This is a genomic window from Novosphingobium sp. SG754 (assembly GCF_013149315.1).
In the GTDB taxonomy this organism is placed as follows: Bacteria; Pseudomonadota; Alphaproteobacteria; order Sphingomonadales; family Sphingomonadaceae; genus Novosphingobium; species Novosphingobium capsulatum.
The window spans coordinates 316,346-330,960 of the sequence record NZ_JABGCC010000004.1 but is presented as its reverse complement, the minus strand read 5'-3'; the positions used below and the strand labels follow the sequence as shown (position 1 = coordinate 330,960).

General features: G+C 66.5%; 13 protein-coding genes. 3 read left to right on the top strand and 10 right to left on the bottom strand.

Annotated elements, in window-relative coordinates; translation table 11 throughout:
- Nucleotides 1-30: 30 nt before the first annotated feature.
- Nucleotides 31-1,575 carry an amidase gene (locus FHW97_RS12180; RefSeq protein WP_171799099.1) on the bottom strand — a complete coding sequence of 515 codons (1,545 nt, stop codon included), beginning with the start codon at nucleotides 1,573-1,575 and terminating at the stop codon, nucleotides 31-33.
- Between the two features lie 240 nt (nucleotides 1,576-1,815).
- Between FHW97_RS12180 and FHW97_RS12175 the strand changes: the two genes are divergently transcribed.
- Nucleotides 1,816-2,091, top strand: coding sequence for a UvrB/UvrC motif-containing protein (locus FHW97_RS12175; RefSeq protein WP_062782019.1), 276 nt, complete (start codon nucleotides 1,816-1,818; stop codon nucleotides 2,089-2,091).
- Here FHW97_RS12175 and FHW97_RS12170 read toward each other — a convergent pair.
- Nucleotides 2,088-2,933 (bottom strand): beta-etherase, encoded by an 846-nt coding sequence (locus FHW97_RS12170; RefSeq protein ID WP_171799098.1) that lies wholly within the window; start codon nucleotides 2,931-2,933, stop codon nucleotides 2,088-2,090. The two genes, FHW97_RS12175 and FHW97_RS12170, sit on opposite strands and share 4 nt — an antisense overlap.
- A gap of 136 nt (nucleotides 2,934-3,069) precedes the next feature.
- Nucleotides 3,070-4,458, bottom strand: a complete 1,389-nt coding sequence (locus FHW97_RS12165) for an aminomethyltransferase family protein (protein WP_062781918.1) — start codon at nucleotides 4,456-4,458, stop codon at nucleotides 3,070-3,072.
- Nucleotides 4,459-4,619: 161 nt separating this feature from the next.
- On the opposite strand from FHW97_RS12165, the gene FHW97_RS12160 reads away from it, so the two are divergent.
- The gene (locus FHW97_RS12160; protein ID WP_216647738.1) at nucleotides 4,620-5,630 is read left to right on the top strand and encodes a nucleoside hydrolase; all 1,011 of its coding nucleotides are present in this window, start codon (nucleotides 4,620-4,622) and stop codon (nucleotides 5,628-5,630) included.
- A 63-nt stretch (nucleotides 5,631-5,693) separates the two neighbouring features.
- Here the strand turns inward: FHW97_RS12160 and FHW97_RS12155 are convergent, their stop codons facing one another.
- The 6 genes from FHW97_RS12155 to FHW97_RS12130 all read right to left on the bottom strand — a co-directional run bounded on the left by FHW97_RS12155 (nucleotide 5,694) and on the right by FHW97_RS12130 (nucleotide 12,512).
- Complete coding sequence (locus tag FHW97_RS12155) at nucleotides 5,694-5,948, bottom strand: ATP synthase F1 subunit epsilon (protein ID WP_022676815.1); 255 nt, start codon at nucleotides 5,946-5,948, stop codon at nucleotides 5,694-5,696.
- A gap of 132 nt (nucleotides 5,949-6,080) precedes the next feature.
- Complete coding sequence (atpD, locus tag FHW97_RS12150) at nucleotides 6,081-7,532, bottom strand: F0F1 ATP synthase subunit beta (protein WP_169048126.1); 1,452 nt, start codon at nucleotides 7,530-7,532, stop codon at nucleotides 6,081-6,083.
- A 30-nt stretch (nucleotides 7,533-7,562) separates the two neighbouring features.
- Nucleotides 7,563-8,441 (bottom strand): F0F1 ATP synthase subunit gamma, encoded by an 879-nt coding sequence (locus FHW97_RS12145; protein WP_062781924.1) that lies wholly within the window; start codon nucleotides 8,439-8,441, stop codon nucleotides 7,563-7,565.
- A 68-nt stretch (nucleotides 8,442-8,509) separates the two neighbouring features.
- Nucleotides 8,510-10,039 (bottom strand): F0F1 ATP synthase subunit alpha, encoded by a 1,530-nt coding sequence (atpA, locus tag FHW97_RS12140; RefSeq protein ID WP_022676818.1) that lies wholly within the window; start codon nucleotides 10,037-10,039, stop codon nucleotides 8,510-8,512.
- A 30-nt stretch (nucleotides 10,040-10,069) separates the two neighbouring features.
- Nucleotides 10,070-10,624: a F0F1 ATP synthase subunit delta gene (locus FHW97_RS12135; protein ID WP_022676819.1), complete on the bottom strand. Its 555-nt coding sequence runs from the start codon at nucleotides 10,622-10,624 to the stop codon at nucleotides 10,070-10,072.
- 331 nt (nucleotides 10,625-10,955) lie between these two features.
- Nucleotides 10,956-12,512, bottom strand: a complete 1,557-nt coding sequence (locus tag FHW97_RS12130) for a S1C family serine protease (RefSeq protein ID WP_253941755.1) — start codon at nucleotides 12,510-12,512, stop codon at nucleotides 10,956-10,958.
- A 101-nt stretch (nucleotides 12,513-12,613) separates the two neighbouring features.
- Between FHW97_RS12130 and FHW97_RS12125 the strand changes: the two genes are divergently transcribed.
- Nucleotides 12,614-13,645: a bifunctional transcriptional activator/DNA repair enzyme AdaA gene (locus FHW97_RS12125; protein WP_171799096.1), complete on the top strand. Its 1,032-nt coding sequence runs from the start codon at nucleotides 12,614-12,616 to the stop codon at nucleotides 13,643-13,645.
- Here the strand turns inward: FHW97_RS12125 and FHW97_RS12120 are convergent.
- A complete protein-coding gene (locus FHW97_RS12120) occupies nucleotides 13,642-14,613 on the bottom strand; it encodes a cupin domain-containing protein (RefSeq protein ID WP_171799095.1) in 972 nt (323 codons plus the stop codon). The two genes, FHW97_RS12125 and FHW97_RS12120, sit on opposite strands and share 4 nt — an antisense overlap.
- Between the last annotated feature and the right edge of the window lie 2 nt (nucleotides 14,614-14,615).

Below are 14,615 nucleotides of genomic sequence, written 5' to 3'. Positions count from 1 at the left end.
GGGGCAACGTGCGCGCGGCGGCGCCGTTCCTCAGCGCGGCGGCAGCACCGGCGCCTGGCGGGCATGGGCGGCCTGTTCGAAGGCATAGCCATAGGCGAGCATGCGGGCATCATCCCACGCCGTGCCCACGAATGAGAGGCCCACCGGCAGCCCGGATACCGCGCCCATCGGCACGGTGAGGTGGGGATAGCCGGCCACCGCCGCCAGCCCGCCCGCGCCGCCGCCGACGAAATTGTCTTTCAGCACCGGGTCGATCAGCCAGGCTGGGCCCAGCGTGGGGGCGACCAGCGCGGTCACGTGGTTGTCGGCCAGCATGCGGTCGATCCCTTCGGGGCCGGCCTTGGCCTTCGCCTCGGCCGCGGCCTTGACATAGGCGGGATCGGCCAGGCCCTTGGTCTTGTCCGCCTCTTCGAAATAGTCCTGGCCGAACAGCGCCAGTTCCTGCGCTGCGTGCGCGCGGTTGAATGCGATCAGATCGGCCAGGGTGCGGCCGGGCACTTTGGCCGGATCGGTGGAGGCAAGGTAGGTCGCCATGTCGGCCTTGAGCTCGGTGGAGAGCACCAGCTGCTCGCGCTCGCCCACGCCATCGGTGGCGGGCGGCGGTGCCTTGATCTCCACGAGCGTGGCGCCGGCGGCGCGCAGCGTGGCCAGCGCGCGGTCGAACAGGGCATCGGTTTCGGGATGGAACCCGGCGGCAAAGCGCATCACGCCGATCCGCGCGCCTTTCAGGGCATCGGGCGTAAGGCCACGCGTGAAATCGTGGCCCAGGCTGTCGGCCCGCGCCGTGGCGGGATCGGCCGGGTCGCTGCCGGCCATGCCGCCCAGCAGCAGCGCGGCATCGCGCACGCTGCGCGCCATCGGGCCGGGGGTATCCTGGCTGTGGCTGATCGGCACGACATGGGTGCGCGAGACCAGGCCGACCGTGGGCTTGAACCCGACCAGGCCATTGATCGCCGAAGGGCAGGTGATCGAGCCATCGGTTTCGGTGCCCACCGCCGCTGCTGCGAAACTGGCCGCTGCTGCCGCGCCCGAGCCGGCGCTCGATCCGCAGGTGCTGCGGCGCGGATCATAGGGATTGCGCGCCTGGCCGCCCGTGGCGCTCCAGCCGCTGATCGAATGGTTGGAGCGGATGTTGGCCCATTCGGAAAGGTTGGTCTTGCCCAGGATGATCGCGCCCGCCGCGCGCAGCCGCGCCACCAGCGGCGCATCGCGGCCGGTGACATTGCCGGCCAGCGCCAGGCTGCCCGCCGTGGTCGCCACAGGATCGGCGCTTTCGATATTGTCCTTGATCAGGATGGGAATGCCTTCGAGCGGCAGATGCGTGGCATGCGACCGCCGCGCGGCATCGGCCTGGCGCGCCTGCTCCAGCGCCTGGGGATTGAGCGCGATCACCGCGTGCAGCGTGGGATCGAACCGGGCAATGCGCGCCTCATAGGCAGCGACCAGCTCGGCCGAGGTCACGCGCCCGGCATCGAGATCGGCCCGCAGCACGTCGATCGATTTTTCCGCCACGTCATAGGCATAGGCCGGGGTGGCGAAGAGCATGGCAGTGGCGAGGAGCAATGGCAGGCGCATGGCGGGCGGGGTTCCTTGGGGCGTTGTCTTAGGCTTCGCACCACCCCCCCGACCCCCTCCTCTGAAGAGGAGGGGGAGAAGCCCATCAAAGCCCCCTCCTCTTCAGAGGAGGGGGTTGGGGGTGGTGCGAAACCTAACCCAACGCACACTGGCACACCCGACCAACCCCGACCAGTTGCCCTTTGGCCGGTGCGCACAGCCGGGATGGCACTTTCCGCGCCTCTCGCGCATTATCGCATCATGGCCGAAACGATTCAGACCCTGACCGCGCAGATGGAGGCCGCCGTGGCCGCGCTCGATTTCGAGGAAGCGCGGCGTCTGCGCGATATCATCATTCTGATGCGGGGCGGTGCCAGTGCCGACGAAGCGGCCCGGTCTGACACCACCGGGATCAACCGCCAGGCGCCCGGCGCGATGGGGCTGGGCACCAGCCAACAAGCCATGACCCCGCCGCCCGGCTGGCGCCCGCCCCCCAAGCCAGACCTGATGACCCGGGGGACGAAGCGCAGGCGTTAGGCCGGCTGCTTCATCCCTTGCGTGATCTTCTGCGTTTCCGCCTGGGTAGAGGCGGGTCCGGTGTTGCGCTTGTAGATGCCGCCAAGCCCGCCCTGGCGGGTGAATGCCGGCACATCGCCCTCGCGCTCCACCAGGCCGAACAGCGGGAACAGGCCGGGATGGCGGCCCAGGCCACCGTAGAGATCGAGGCAGCGATCGAGCCAGTCGCGCAGCGGATCATCGTTGGCCAGCACCGGCGTCTTGCACACCGATGCGGTAAACAGGAAGCCGCCCAGGATGCGGTAATCGGCATAGTTGGGGCTGCTCCCGCCTAGCCAGGGGTGCTGCCCCAGGGCAGAGCGCAGCGGCTCCAGCGCGGCGGAAATGCCGGCCAGGCGGTCTTCGCGGCCGGCCTGGATCTCTTCCAGCTTGCGGCCCAGCATCTTTTCGCGCGAATGGGTGATGTATTCGTGATCCTGCGGCACCGAAAGATCGCGATAATCGGCGCAGAAGCAGCGCATCCACGGCCCCACTGCCGCGCCCCAGAACCAGTGGTCCAGCGCCTTGAGCGTGGCCGCGACGCTTTCATGCGGGATCAGCAGCGGGCGATCGGGATAGGTCTTGTCGAGGTATTCGACGATGCCCCAGCTATCGAGCACCCAGGTGCCATCGTCGACGATCGCAGGCAGACGCTCGGTCTTGCCGCCGGTGCGTTCGAGAATGCCGGTAAAGCCGCCGGGCACGACATTCAGATCAAAGCCCTTGTGTTTCAGGGCATATTTGGTGGCCCAGACAAACGGACTGATCGTCGCGCCGGTGGACAGGGCCAGGTCGTAGAACGTGATCTTGTTGTCTTGTGCCATGGCGGCATCCTCTCCTTGGTTGCCACGATCATGCCATGAATTGTTAGCAAGGCAAACAAAATATCCGCCCAAAAAGAAAGCGCCGGCCTCCGTCGGGAGGAGGCCGGCGCCCGCACCAGGGATCGCTCCCTCGCGCTTACTTTTGCGTGCGCCAGCCCTCGGCATAGGCGTCGCGCGCCACTTCGGAATACGGCACGGGGCTGACCACGGCCTTGATTTCGGTCTGCACGTGCGGCTCTACGGTGGGCTTGGTGGTGCCGCCATGGGGCTCGCCCCACAGCAGGCTGACTTCGCCGCCGATGGTTTCGTGGCCCTTGTCCATCATCGCCAGGGTCAGGAACTTGCCCTCGTTGGCCGAATAGCCGATCCAGGTCGACAGGCCGACCCGCTGCCCGTCCTTGAGCACCTGATCGAACGGATGCATGGCATAGACCGCGCTGGGATATTCCATGAACTTGGCGCGATCACCCTTGCTCAGCGCCGAAGACTGCACGCGCATCACGTCTTCGTTGTCGAGCGCCAGGGTCACCTTGGTGCGGTGGTTGCCGGCGGCGTGCATCTTTTCCAGCGCGGCGCGGCCGATGAAATCGTGGTCGAACTTGACGAACGGGCCATAGCCCAGGTCCCACGGCGTGGTGTAATAGCCTTCGACGGTTTCGGGCACATAGCTGCCGCCGACCGAGCACTTGGCTTCATAGGAATTGGCCGAGAGCCATTCGCGGTAGGGCGCCAGCGCCTCGCCGGTGTAGATCGCCGGCAGCGGGGAGGGGATCCAGCCCGATTCCAGCGTGTTGGACGAATAGGCGCGGCCACCGACCAGGGCCATGCCGAATTCCTTGCCGGCTTCGACCAGCGCGGCATGCACCGCGCCATAGTCTTCCCACGGACCGAACAGTTCAAAGCCCGGCTGGCCGGCCATGCCGTGGCGCAGCGCGCGCACGTCCTTGCCGCCGATGGTCATGCGCGTCATGTGGAAGAACTTGAGTTCGGGCGGAGTCTTGCCCGTGGCCTTCTCGATGATCTTCATCGCGTTGGGGCCCTGGATCTGGAAGCGATAGCTGTTGCGCTTGCCATCGTTGCGCATCGCCCAGCGCTCGTCGCGCTCCACCGTCACGTTCCAGTTGCCGGTGGCGGCATGATATTCCACCCATTCGATCGTGGGGGCGCGGCCGACCAGGTTGAACTCATTCTCGTCCAGGTAGAACAGGATCACGTCGCCAATGACATAGCCATCGGGGGTGACCGGCACGAACTGCTTGGCGCGATCCGGCTGGAAGTTCTTGAAAGTGTTGATGCCCAGGTATTCCAGCATCTTGAACGCGTCGGGCCCGCGCACGGCCAGGTCCACCATGTGGTACGACTGGTTATAGAGCACAGCGGTGTGGCCCCATGCCCACTGCTCGGCCCGCCAGTTGGAATATTCCGCCGGCACGCCGGGATAGACATTGGGGCCGACCTGCTGGTTGCGCAGGAAATCGACCAGGTTGGCTTGCGCGCCAATCACGTTGGCCAGGTTCTGGGTCATGACAGGTATCTCTCCCTCGGGCTTTCTCGCCACATTCCATGCCCTAAATTCACTCTGTTGAAAAGTTCACAAACGTGAATTTGCAAAAAAGTTCGCGTGCCTATCAAAAAGCCTGTGCCGCGCTCGGTTGACAGGGCTGCCCAAAGTGCTGTGATTGTTCGATGGACCTGTCACGCCGCGCCGCCTTGCTGGGCCTCTCCGCCCTACCGATGTTCCCGCTTGTGGCTCGCGCCGAGGAAATCTTGCCCGATTCGCCGCCGCGCATGCGGGTGATCGTGGACAATGACCTTGCGGGCGATCCCGACGGCCTGTTCGCGCTGGCCCATGCGCTGCGCAGCCCTTCGGCCGATGTGCGCCTCATCGTCGGGTCGCACCTGCATTCGCCCCAGGACGCCGAGCCCGACGATGGGCATCAGGCCGACAAGGCTGCGGCCAAGGCGCGGGAATTGCTCGACGTGATGGGCATCACCGGGCGCGTGCCCGTAGTGCGCGGTGCCGAAGGGGCTCTGGGACGGGCCGATCGGCGTGATTCGGCGCAGGCGGTGGCCGCCATCGTGGCGGAGGCAATGCGCAGCGATACCAAGACGCCGTTGTTCTACACGGCCGGCGCCGGGCTGACCGATCTGGCCGCCGCGTTGCGGGCCGAGCCGCGCATTGCCCCGCGTATGACGCTGGTCTGGATCGGGGGCAGCGAGCACGCGGGCGTCGCGCCGCCGCCGGGCGGGGCACAACCGGAATACAACTTCACCATCGATCCGGCAGCGGCGCAGTGCGTGTTTGGCGAAAGCGCCATTCCTATCTGGCAGGTGCCGCGCAATGCCTATCGCCAGATGCTGGTCAGTCTGGCCGAACTGCGCCTGCTGGGGCAAAGCGGCCCGGTCGGCGCGTGGCTGGTGGCACAGCTGGCGCGAACGCGCCGGGCCGTCGTGCCGATGGGGCTCAATCTTGGCGAGACCTATGCCCTGGGCGATAGCCCGCTGGTGACGCTGACGGCGCTACAGAGCGCGTTCGACCCAGACAGTGCATCGTGCCGCTATCACCTGGCGCCCACGCCGCGGCTGGATGGCCAGGGTGCCTACCTGCCCCGGCCGGATGGGCGGCCCATGCGCGTCTATGACTGGATCGACACCCGGCTGACCTTTGCCGACATGTTTGCCAAGCTGCACGCCTGAAACGCAAAACGGGCCGGCGCCCCGAAGGCACCGGCCCGTTTGCACATCCGTGGGATGCGTGCGTCAGCCTTCGACGTGCTCGGCCAGAACCGTGAGGCCCTTGGCATTCACTTCGGCAAAGCCGCCTTGCACGCGGATTTCTTCCGGCTGGCCGCCCTGCGTGCGATAGACCTTGATCGTGCCGTCCTTGACCGTGGACATGAACGGCGCGTGGCCTTCGAGAACGCCGAATTCGCCTTCGGTGCCGGGAACGACAACCTGCCACACCGCTTCCGAGCGGACGAGGCGGGCCGGGGTGACGAGTTCAAAGTGGAGCATGGGCCGTCTCTACACGCCCCTACCGCGGGCGGGAGGGGCTGGGGGAGGGGCTGTTTGCCGGTTCCGAAGGAGGGCGCCCCTACAGGCCCTCCTCCGACCCCTCCCGCGTGCGGGAGGGGAGGATGGTCAAGATCAGGCTTCGGCAGCCAGCTTCTTGGCCTTTTCAACGGCTTCGTCGATGCCGCCGACCATGTAGAACGCGGCTTCGGGCAGGTGATCGTATTCGCCGTCAACCACCGCCTTGAACGAGCGGACGGTGTCTTCGAGCTGGACGAACTTGCCCGGGATGCCGGTGAACACTTCGGCCACGTGGAACGGCTGCGAAAGGAAGCGCTGGATCTTGCGGGCGCGGGCCACGGTCAGCTTATCTTCTTCCGACAGTTCGTCCATGCCCAGGATGGCGATGATGTCCTGCAGCGACTTGTACTTCTGCAGGGTTTCCTGGACGCGGCGCGCGGTTTCGTAGTGCTCGGCACCAACGATGCGCGGTTCGAGCACGCGGCTGGTCGAGTCGAGCGGGTCCACGGCCGGGTAGATGCCGAGTTCCGAGATCGCGCGGTTCAGCGTGGTCGTGGCGTCGAGGTGGGCGAACGAGGTGGCCGGCGCAGGGTCGGTCAAGTCGTCGGCCGGCACGTAGATCGCCTGGACCGAGGTGATCGAACCCTTGTTGGTCGAGGTGATGCGTTCCTGCAGCGCGCCCATGTCGGTCGATAGGGTGGGCTGGTAACCCACGGCCGAGGGAATGCGGCCGAGCAGTGCCGACACTTCCGAACCGGCCTGGGTGAAGCGGAAGATGTTGTCCACGAAGAACAGCACGTCCTGGCCTTCCTGGTCGCGGAAGTATTCGGCCATGGTCAGGCCCGACAGGGCGACGCGAGCGCGGGCGCCTGGCGGTTCGTTCATCTGGCCGTAGACGAGCGCAACCTTGGAGCCTTCCGAGGTGGCGTTGCCATCGGCGTCCTTGGCGATAACACCGGCGTCGAGGAATTCGTGATAGAGGTCGTTGCCTTCGCGGGTGCGTTCACCCACGCCGGCAAAGACCGACACGCCGCCGTGGCCCTTGGCGATGTTGTTGATCAGTTCCTGGATCAGCACGGTCTTGCCCACGCCGGCGCCGCCGAACAGGCCGATCTTGCCGCCCTTGGCATAAGGCGCGAGCAGGTCGATCACCTTGATGCCGGTGACCAGGATCGCCGCTTCGGTCGACTGGTCGATGAATTCGGGAGCCTTGGCGTGGATCGGGGCGAACTGGGTGGCGCCGACCGGGCCGCGTTCGTCGATGGGATCACCCACCACGTTGAGAATGCGGCCAAGCGTCTTGGGGCCGACCGGCACCGAGATCTGCGCGCCGGTGCTGGTCACCGACTGGCCGCGGGTGAGGCCTTCGGTCGAGTCCATGGCGATGGTGCGCACGGTGTTTTCACCCAGGTGCTGCGCCACTTCCAGCACCAGGCGGTTGCCGTTGTTGCTGGTTTCGAGAGCCGAGAGGATGGCCGGCAGTTCGCCGTCGAATTGAACGTCGACGACGGCGCCGATGACCTGGCTGATCTTGCCGGTCGATGTGATGACAGGTGCGGTTGCCATTCTAGTCTTTCCTTGCCTGCTGGGTCGTCGTCAAAGCGCTTCGGCGCCGGCGATGATTTCGATGAGTTCGGTGGTGATCGCGGCCTGGCGGCTGCGGTTGTATTGGATGGTCAGCTTCTTGATCAGCTCGCCGGCGTTGCGCGTGGCATTATCCATCGCGGTCATCGAGGCGCCCTGTTCGCTGGCCATGTTCTCGATCAGCGCCCCGAACAGCTGGACGCGCAGGTAGCGCGGCAGCAGGTCAGCGAGGATCGCTTCCTCGTCGGGTTCGTAATCGACCACAGCGCCGCCATCGTTGGCAACGGGCACGGTCGGGGCCGGCACGGGGATGATCTGCTGGGTGGTGGGGATCTGCACCAGCGCGCTGCGGAACTTGGAATAGATCAGGTGCGCCACGTCGAACTGGCCGGCCTCGTACATGGCCAGCAGTTCGTTGGCGATCTTTTCCGCTTCGGCAAAGCCGGCCTCGCGCACCACGGTGGTGTCGAACCCACCGGCAATCGCGCTGGGATAATCGCGCCGGATCGGGGCGCGGCCCTTGCGGCCGACGAGGTAGAACTTCACCGTCTTGCCCTGCGCAAGCAGTTCCTGCGCCTTGGCCTTGGCGGCCTTGACGATGTTGGCGTTGAACGCGCCGCACAGGCCGCGATCGGAATTGGCGACGACCAGCAGGTGAACCTGGTCCTTGCCATTGCCGGCCAGCAGCTTGGGGCTGCCTTCACCAACCTGCACCTTGCTGGCGAGGCTGGCCATGACACCGGCGAGGCGGCCGGCATAGGGGCGCGCGGCCTCGGCAGCGGCCTGCGCCTTGCGCAGCTTGGCCGCGGCGACCATCTGCTTGGCCTTGGTGATCTTCTGGGTCGACTTGACCGAGTTGATCCGCAGCTTGAGTTCCTTGAGCGAGGCCACTCGTCTATCTCCACTTCATCTCCCCCGGCTGGCCGTGCTGGCCCACCGGGGGGATGAATCATGCGTTATCAGGCGAACTGCTTGGCGAAAGCGTCGAGCGCTTCCTTGAGCTTGGCCTTGGCGCCGTCGCCCAGATCCTTGGTGTCGCGGATTTCGGCGAGCAGGTCGGCCTTCTGCGTGCGCAGGAAGCTCAAGAGTTCGGCTTCGTATTCGGTGACCTGGTCGACCGGCACGGCGTCGAGGTAGCCCTGGGTGCCGGCAAAGATCACGCAGGTCTGCTCTTCAAAGCCCTGGGGCGAGAACTGCGGCTGCTTGAGCAGCTCGGTCAGGCGCGCACCACGGTTGAGCAGCTTCTGCGTCGAGGCGTCGAGGTCAGACCCGAACTGGGCGAAGGCCGCCATTTCGCGGTACTGCGCCAGCTCCAGCTTGATCGAGCCGGCCACCTTCTTCATCGCCTTGGTCTGGGCCGAGGAGCCCACGCGCGACACAGAGAGGCCGACGTTGATGGCCGGACGGATGCCCTGGTAGAACAGCCCGGTTTCCAGGAAGATCTGGCCGTCGGTGATCGAGATCACGTTGGTCGGGATGTAGGCAGACACGTCACCGGCCTGGGTTTCGATGATCGGCAGGGCGGTCAGCGAACCGGCGCCGTTGTCGTCGTTCATCTTGGCGGCGCGTTCGAGCAGGCGGCTGTGCAGGTAGAACACGTCACCCGGATAGGCTTCGCGGCCCGGCGGGCGACGCAGCAGCAGCGACATCTGGCGATAGGCGACGGCCTGCTTGGAAAGGTCATCGTACACGATCACGGCGTGCATGCCGTTGTCGCGGAAGAATTCACCCATGGTGCAGCCGGTGTAGGGCGCCAGGTACTGCAGCGGGGCCGGTTCCGAAGCGGTGGCGGCCACGACGATGGTATATTCCATCGCGCCGTTTTCTTCGAGCTGGCGCACGATCTGGGCCACGGTCGAGCGCTTCTGGCCGATCGCGACATAGATGCAGTACAGCTTCTTGCCTTCGTCCGAACCGGCGTTGACGGCCTTCTGGTTGATGAAGGTGTCGATCGCGACAGCGGTCTTGCCGGTCTGGCGGTCACCGATGATCAGCTCGCGCTGGCCACGGCCCACGGGCACCAGGGCGTCGATCGCCTTGAGGCCGGTCTGCACGGGTTCGTGCACCGACTTGCGCGGGATGATGCCGGGAGCCTTGACTTCGACGCGGCGGCGCTCGGTGTATTCGATCGGGCCCTTGCCATCGATCGGGTTGCCCAGCGCGTCGACCACGCGGCCCAGCAGACCCTTGCCGATCGGAACGTCCACGATCGTGCCGGTGCGCTTGACGGTGTCGCCTTCCTTGATCTCGGCGTCAGAGCCGAAAATCACGACGCCGACGTTGTCGGCTTCGAGGTTGAGGGCCATGCCCTTGATGCCGTTGGCGAATTCGACCATTTCGCCGGCCTGGACCTGATCCAGCCCGTGGATGCGGGCGATGCCGTCGCCGACCGACAGCACGGAGCCGACTTCCGAGACCTGGGCCTCGGTGCCGAAGCTGGCGATCTGGTCCTTGATGACCTTAGAGATTTCAGCGGCGCGGATTTCCATCGTTCAGCCTTTCGTGCAAACTTTTTGGCTTCAGCCCTTCATGGCCTGGGCGAGCGAATTGAGACGGGTGCGGATCGAGCTGTCGATCATCTGGCTGCCGATCTTGACGACCAGCCCGCCGAGAATCTCGGGATCGACCGCAGTCTTGAGCTTGATCGACTTGCCGGCGCGGGCAGCGAGCTTTTCCGACAGCGCAGCGATCTGGCCGTCGTCGAGCGGATGCGCGCTGGTGACATGCGCAGTCACTTCGTTGCGGGCAGCTGCAGCAATCGCGGCATAGGCGCGCGCCACATCGGGCAGGGCGGACAGGCGGCGGTTGCCAGCGATTACGCCCAGGAAGTTGGCGGTGAGGGGCGAAACGCCCAGCACCTGGCCCACGGCGGCGATCGCACGGGCTGCGTCTTCGCGGGCGACCTGCGGATTGCGGATCAGCGCGGCGAAATCAGCCGATTCGCGCAGGGCGTCAGCCAGGCGCTCAAGATCGCCTTCCACGGCCGCAACCAGGCCCTGTTCATTTGCCAGCTCATAAAGTGCGGAAGCATAACGCCCCGCCAGGCTGGCCGTGATGCCGCTGGAAATCTCCACGCGCCTCAGTCCCCTTCGTCCAAGGATTTCAAGCAAGGCGCATGACGCGCAAAAAATGCACGTGACGGCCCGCAGTCCCGGCGCGCCTAGCAACGTCACCGCCATATGACAAGTCACCAGTTGGCAGCCCCTGTTAATGGAGGCGCAAACGTATGCGTATCAGCGTGTCGAAACGTCTCACGCGTGGGACGGCGATGCGGGGAAAGGCGGTTTGGTCCGCCGAGGGTGATTCGGGGGAGGAGGGGCTGGGGGTGGTGGGAAGCCTTGCGCTACTCTTCCACTACCCCCCGACCCCCTCCTCTGAAGAGGAGGGGGAGAAACCTGGACTCTCTTAGGGAACGGGCTGGCAATTGTAGCGCATGCGTTCGTTGGGTTCTGTGGGCAGCAGCGCGCGGATCGCCTGTTGGGCGTCGCCAAAGCGGCGGGCTTCGGCCTGTCCCGCGCCGCAGGCCGGGGCCACCACCTTTTGCCGGGCATCGCGCGCCTGGTTCATGGCATCGAGGCCCATCAGGAAGCGTTCGACGGTATAGCTGCGGCTTTCGGGGTCGAAGTGGGTGACGGCGATGGTATCCTCGCCATTGGGCACCAGCACGCGCGACCAGCCATCGGCGGCCAGGCCATACTGGCTGCGCTGGTTCATGCAGCCGTCCTGGCTCCAGGTGATCGGCACATCGGTGATGTCCGACACGGTCACGCGGCTGCGCTGGGGATCGAGCACGCAGATGAACTTGCCGGTGCCGGCTTTGCCCCCGGCCGCCGTGCTCGCGAGGGCATCGGGCGTGCCGCTGGCGGTGGCCACGATGTCTTGCGCGCGGCTGTCGATCGAGAGCAGGCTGGGCCGCAGCGCCCATGCCGCCACCGTGCCCAGCAGCAGCACCAGCGCGCTGCCGCCGGCGATGCGCGTGGCATTGGCGTTGTCGCGCTGGGCATAGATGAACGCGGCGCCGCCTGCGCCCAGCGTTGCCACCAGCAGCAGCACGGCGATGGCCATGCCGTTGTCGCGCTGGGTCAAGACCTCGATCTCGGCCTGGCGGCGCGCGGTTTCCAGGGCGCGGGCGCGGGCATTCTGGCGTGCCTCGTTCTGCGCGGCCTGGCGGGCCTGGTCGCTGGCGGCGCGTTCGCTGTCGGCGCGGTCGAGATCGGCGATGGAGGTGCAGGGCAGGTCGCTGGCATGGGCCTGGACATTGTTCTGCTGCAGGAAGCGCGACAGCTCGCGCATCGAGATGGCGAAATAGAACGCCGAATCGGTGCTGTTGTCGCTGACCGTGCCGAACGAGTTGACCCCGACGACGCGGCCGCAGGCATCGAGCAGCGGACCGCCCGAATTGCCCGCGCCGATCGGCGCGGTGTGCAGGATCGTGTCGAATTCCTTGGAACTGCGCCCGGCCGAGACGTAGCCCCGGGTCTTTACCGCCGCCTGGGGGCTGACCAGATCCGACAGCGACAGGCCCTGCGCCAGATCGACGTTGCCGGGATAGCCCACCGCGCTGACGTCGGCGCCATCGCTCACCTGCCCGGCATAGAGCGAAAGCGGCGCGAGCCGGCCGCCGCCCTGGATCTTGAGCAAGGCCAGGTCATTACGCGGGGAATAGGCGACGACGCGCGCTTCATAGCCGCCGCGCCCCTGCGGCGGCACGATGCCGGCGATCAGGGTGTCGTCCTGGCGCAGCGCCTCTACCACGTGGGCATTGGTGACGACATATTCGGGCGTGACGGCAAAACCGCTGCCATGGCCGATCATGGTGGAACTGCGCCCTTCGGTCTGGACGATCACGACGCGGACGACGCCGCGGCTGGCGGCGGCGATGTCGGCCGGATCGGCCAGCGCCGGCAGGGCCGGCACCAGGACTAGGGCAACGATGAGCGAGGCGATGAGGCGGCGCAACATGGCGCAGGTCATTGCCGGGATTTGCTTTGATCGCAAGGCGCGGGATGCGCGAGGGCGGCAAGGATGGCATGAAGGGCACAGGAAAAATCACAGGACTGGCCATGACCACCACCCAGACACTCGATCCCCAGGCCTGCTGGCAGGCCGTGCTGGCGCGCGACCGGGCGTGGGATGGGGTGTTTGTCACCGGCGTGCTGACCACCGGGATCTATTGCCGGCCATCGTGCGCGGCGCGCCATCCGGCGCGGGGCAATGTGCGCTTCTTTGCCGATGGCGCCCAAGCACGCGCGGCGGGCCTGCGCGCCTGCCTGCGTTGCCGGCCCGATGACCTGGCGCGCGATGCCGCTGCCGTGGCCGGGGCGATCGCCGCGATCAAGGCGGCCGAGACTGCGCCCACGCTCGATGCCCTGGCGGCGCAGGCCGGCTATTCCCCCGCCCATTTCCAGAAGCTGTTCACGCGCCACACCGGGCTTTCCCCGGCCGGCTATGCCCGCGCGCTGCGCCAGCGGCGCATGGGCGATGTCTTGGCCGGTGCCGAAAGCGTGACCGAGGCGATTCACGAGGCCGGCTATGGCGCGCCCTCGCGCTTTTACGCCGAAAGCGATCGGCTGGGCATGGCGCCATCGGCCTGGCGCAATGGCGGGGCGGGCGTAACGATCCGCTGGGCGCAAGTGAGCACCTCGCTTGGGCCGATGCTGGTCGCCGCCACCGACAAGGGCGTGTGCCGCCTGTCGTTTGGCGAAGGGGAGGACGCCCTGCGCGCGCGCTTTCCCAAGGCGACGCTGATCGCGGGCGGGGCAGACTTTACCGCGCTGCTCGATGCCGTGGTCGATGCCGTGGAAGTGCCGGGGCGCGCCGGCCACATCCCGCTCGATGTGGCCGGCACCGCCTTTCAGGAGGCGGTGTGGCGACAGTTGCAGGCGATCCCGCCGGGCGAAACCCGTAGCTATGCCCAGATCGCCGCCGCCGTGGGCAAGCCCGGCGCGGTGCGCGCCACCGGCAGCGCCAATGGCGCCAACAACGTGGCCGTGCTGATCCCCTGCCACCGCGTGGTGCGATCGGACGGCACCCTCGGCGGCTATGCCTATGGCCTGGAGATCAAGCGCCAGCTGCTGGAGCGGGAGCGGTCTTAAGGGGCGAGGATCACCGTATCGGCGGGGCGCCAGGCCGGCGTGGCCGCCACATAGAACGTGAGGCGCGAGGTGGCCGTAATGCGGTGCGGCACCTGTGGCGGTAGATAGACCACCGAGCCTGCCGTGAGCGGCTGCACGGCACTGCCGATCTGGACGCTGCCTTCGCCGCTGGTGACGAACATCACTTCGTGTCCTTCTTTGGTCATCATGCTGGGCATGGCGCGTCCAGCGGCTATGACAAAGCGGGCCGCGCTGATCTGGTCTGCGTGCTGCGGCGCGGTGCGTCCGACCAGTTCCTGCAACGATACCGGATTTGCGGCGGGGGTGGCAGGCGCCGGCGCTTCGGCTGCGCTTTTGCCAGGGCCATCGTCGCGCGTCAGTTTTCTGATCTGTTTGGCAAATGCCGGGTATCGCGCCAAGAGATCGGTGCGCTTTCCGGCCTCATAATCGGCATATTCAAAGCCGGGCGCCAGGGTGTTGGCGCCAAAACTGTAGGCGCTGCGGGGCGCGCCGATCGGGATCGCCCCCATCCAGGTGCCGCGCGGCACCAGGATCTGTGGCTCCTCGCCCGCCAGAACGTTGCTGCCCCAGATTTTGACCTCGCCATGGCCATCGGGGTAGAGCAGCAGCAATTGGGCCGGATTGCCGCCGTAGAAGTGCCACATCTCGTCGGTGGCGAGCCGGTGCATGGCGGAAAAGTCGCGCTGGGTGAGGATCAGGTAGGTTGCGGTATAGGCCCAGCGCGTGCTGGGATAGCGAGCCGCCAGGGCGCCGCCGACTTCATCCTTGCTTTTGAAGGTCTGGATGAACAAGGGCCCTTCGTGCGGGATGTTTTCCATGTGGAAATGGCGGATCAGCGCCTGCGCGCCGGGTGGAACACCATCGGCATTTGCCGGGCGCGCCATAACCCCCGTGCTGCCACATCCCAGCAGCAGTAGCGCACCGCCCAGCAACAGCGCTTTTGTCATGC

Coding starts and splice junctions, on each gene's coding strand:
- FHW97_RS12155 (WP_022676815.1), bottom strand. CDS start 5,948: ATGCTCCACTTTGAACTCGTCACCCCGGCCCGCCTCGTCCGCTCGGAA.
- FHW97_RS12130 (WP_253941755.1), bottom strand. CDS start 12,512: ATGTTGCGCCGCCTCATCGCCTCGCTCATCGTTGCCCTAGTCCTGGTG.
- FHW97_RS12175 (WP_062782019.1), top strand. CDS start 1,816: ATGGCCGAAACGATTCAGACCCTGACCGCGCAGATGGAGGCCGCCGTG.
- FHW97_RS12165 (WP_062781918.1), bottom strand. CDS start 4,458: ATGACCCAGAACCTGGCCAACGTGATTGGCGCGCAAGCCAACCTGGTC.
- FHW97_RS12160 (WP_216647738.1), top strand. CDS start 4,620: ATGGACCTGTCACGCCGCGCCGCCTTGCTGGGCCTCTCCGCCCTACCG.
- atpD (WP_169048126.1), bottom strand. CDS start 7,532: ATGGCAACCGCACCTGTCATCACATCGACCGGCAAGATCAGCCAGGTC.
- FHW97_RS12125 (WP_171799096.1), top strand. CDS start 12,614: ATGACCACCACCCAGACACTCGATCCCCAGGCCTGCTGGCAGGCCGTG.
- FHW97_RS12170 (WP_171799098.1), bottom strand. CDS start 2,933: ATGGCACAAGACAACAAGATCACGTTCTACGACCTGGCCCTGTCCACC.
- FHW97_RS12180 (WP_171799099.1), bottom strand. CDS start 1,575: ATGCGCCTGCCATTGCTCCTCGCCACTGCCATGCTCTTCGCCACCCCG.
- atpA (WP_022676818.1), bottom strand. CDS start 10,039: ATGGAAATCCGCGCCGCTGAAATCTCTAAGGTCATCAAGGACCAGATC.
- FHW97_RS12120 (WP_171799095.1), bottom strand. CDS start 14,613: ATGACAAAAGCGCTGTTGCTGGGCGGTGCGCTACTGCTGCTGGGATGT.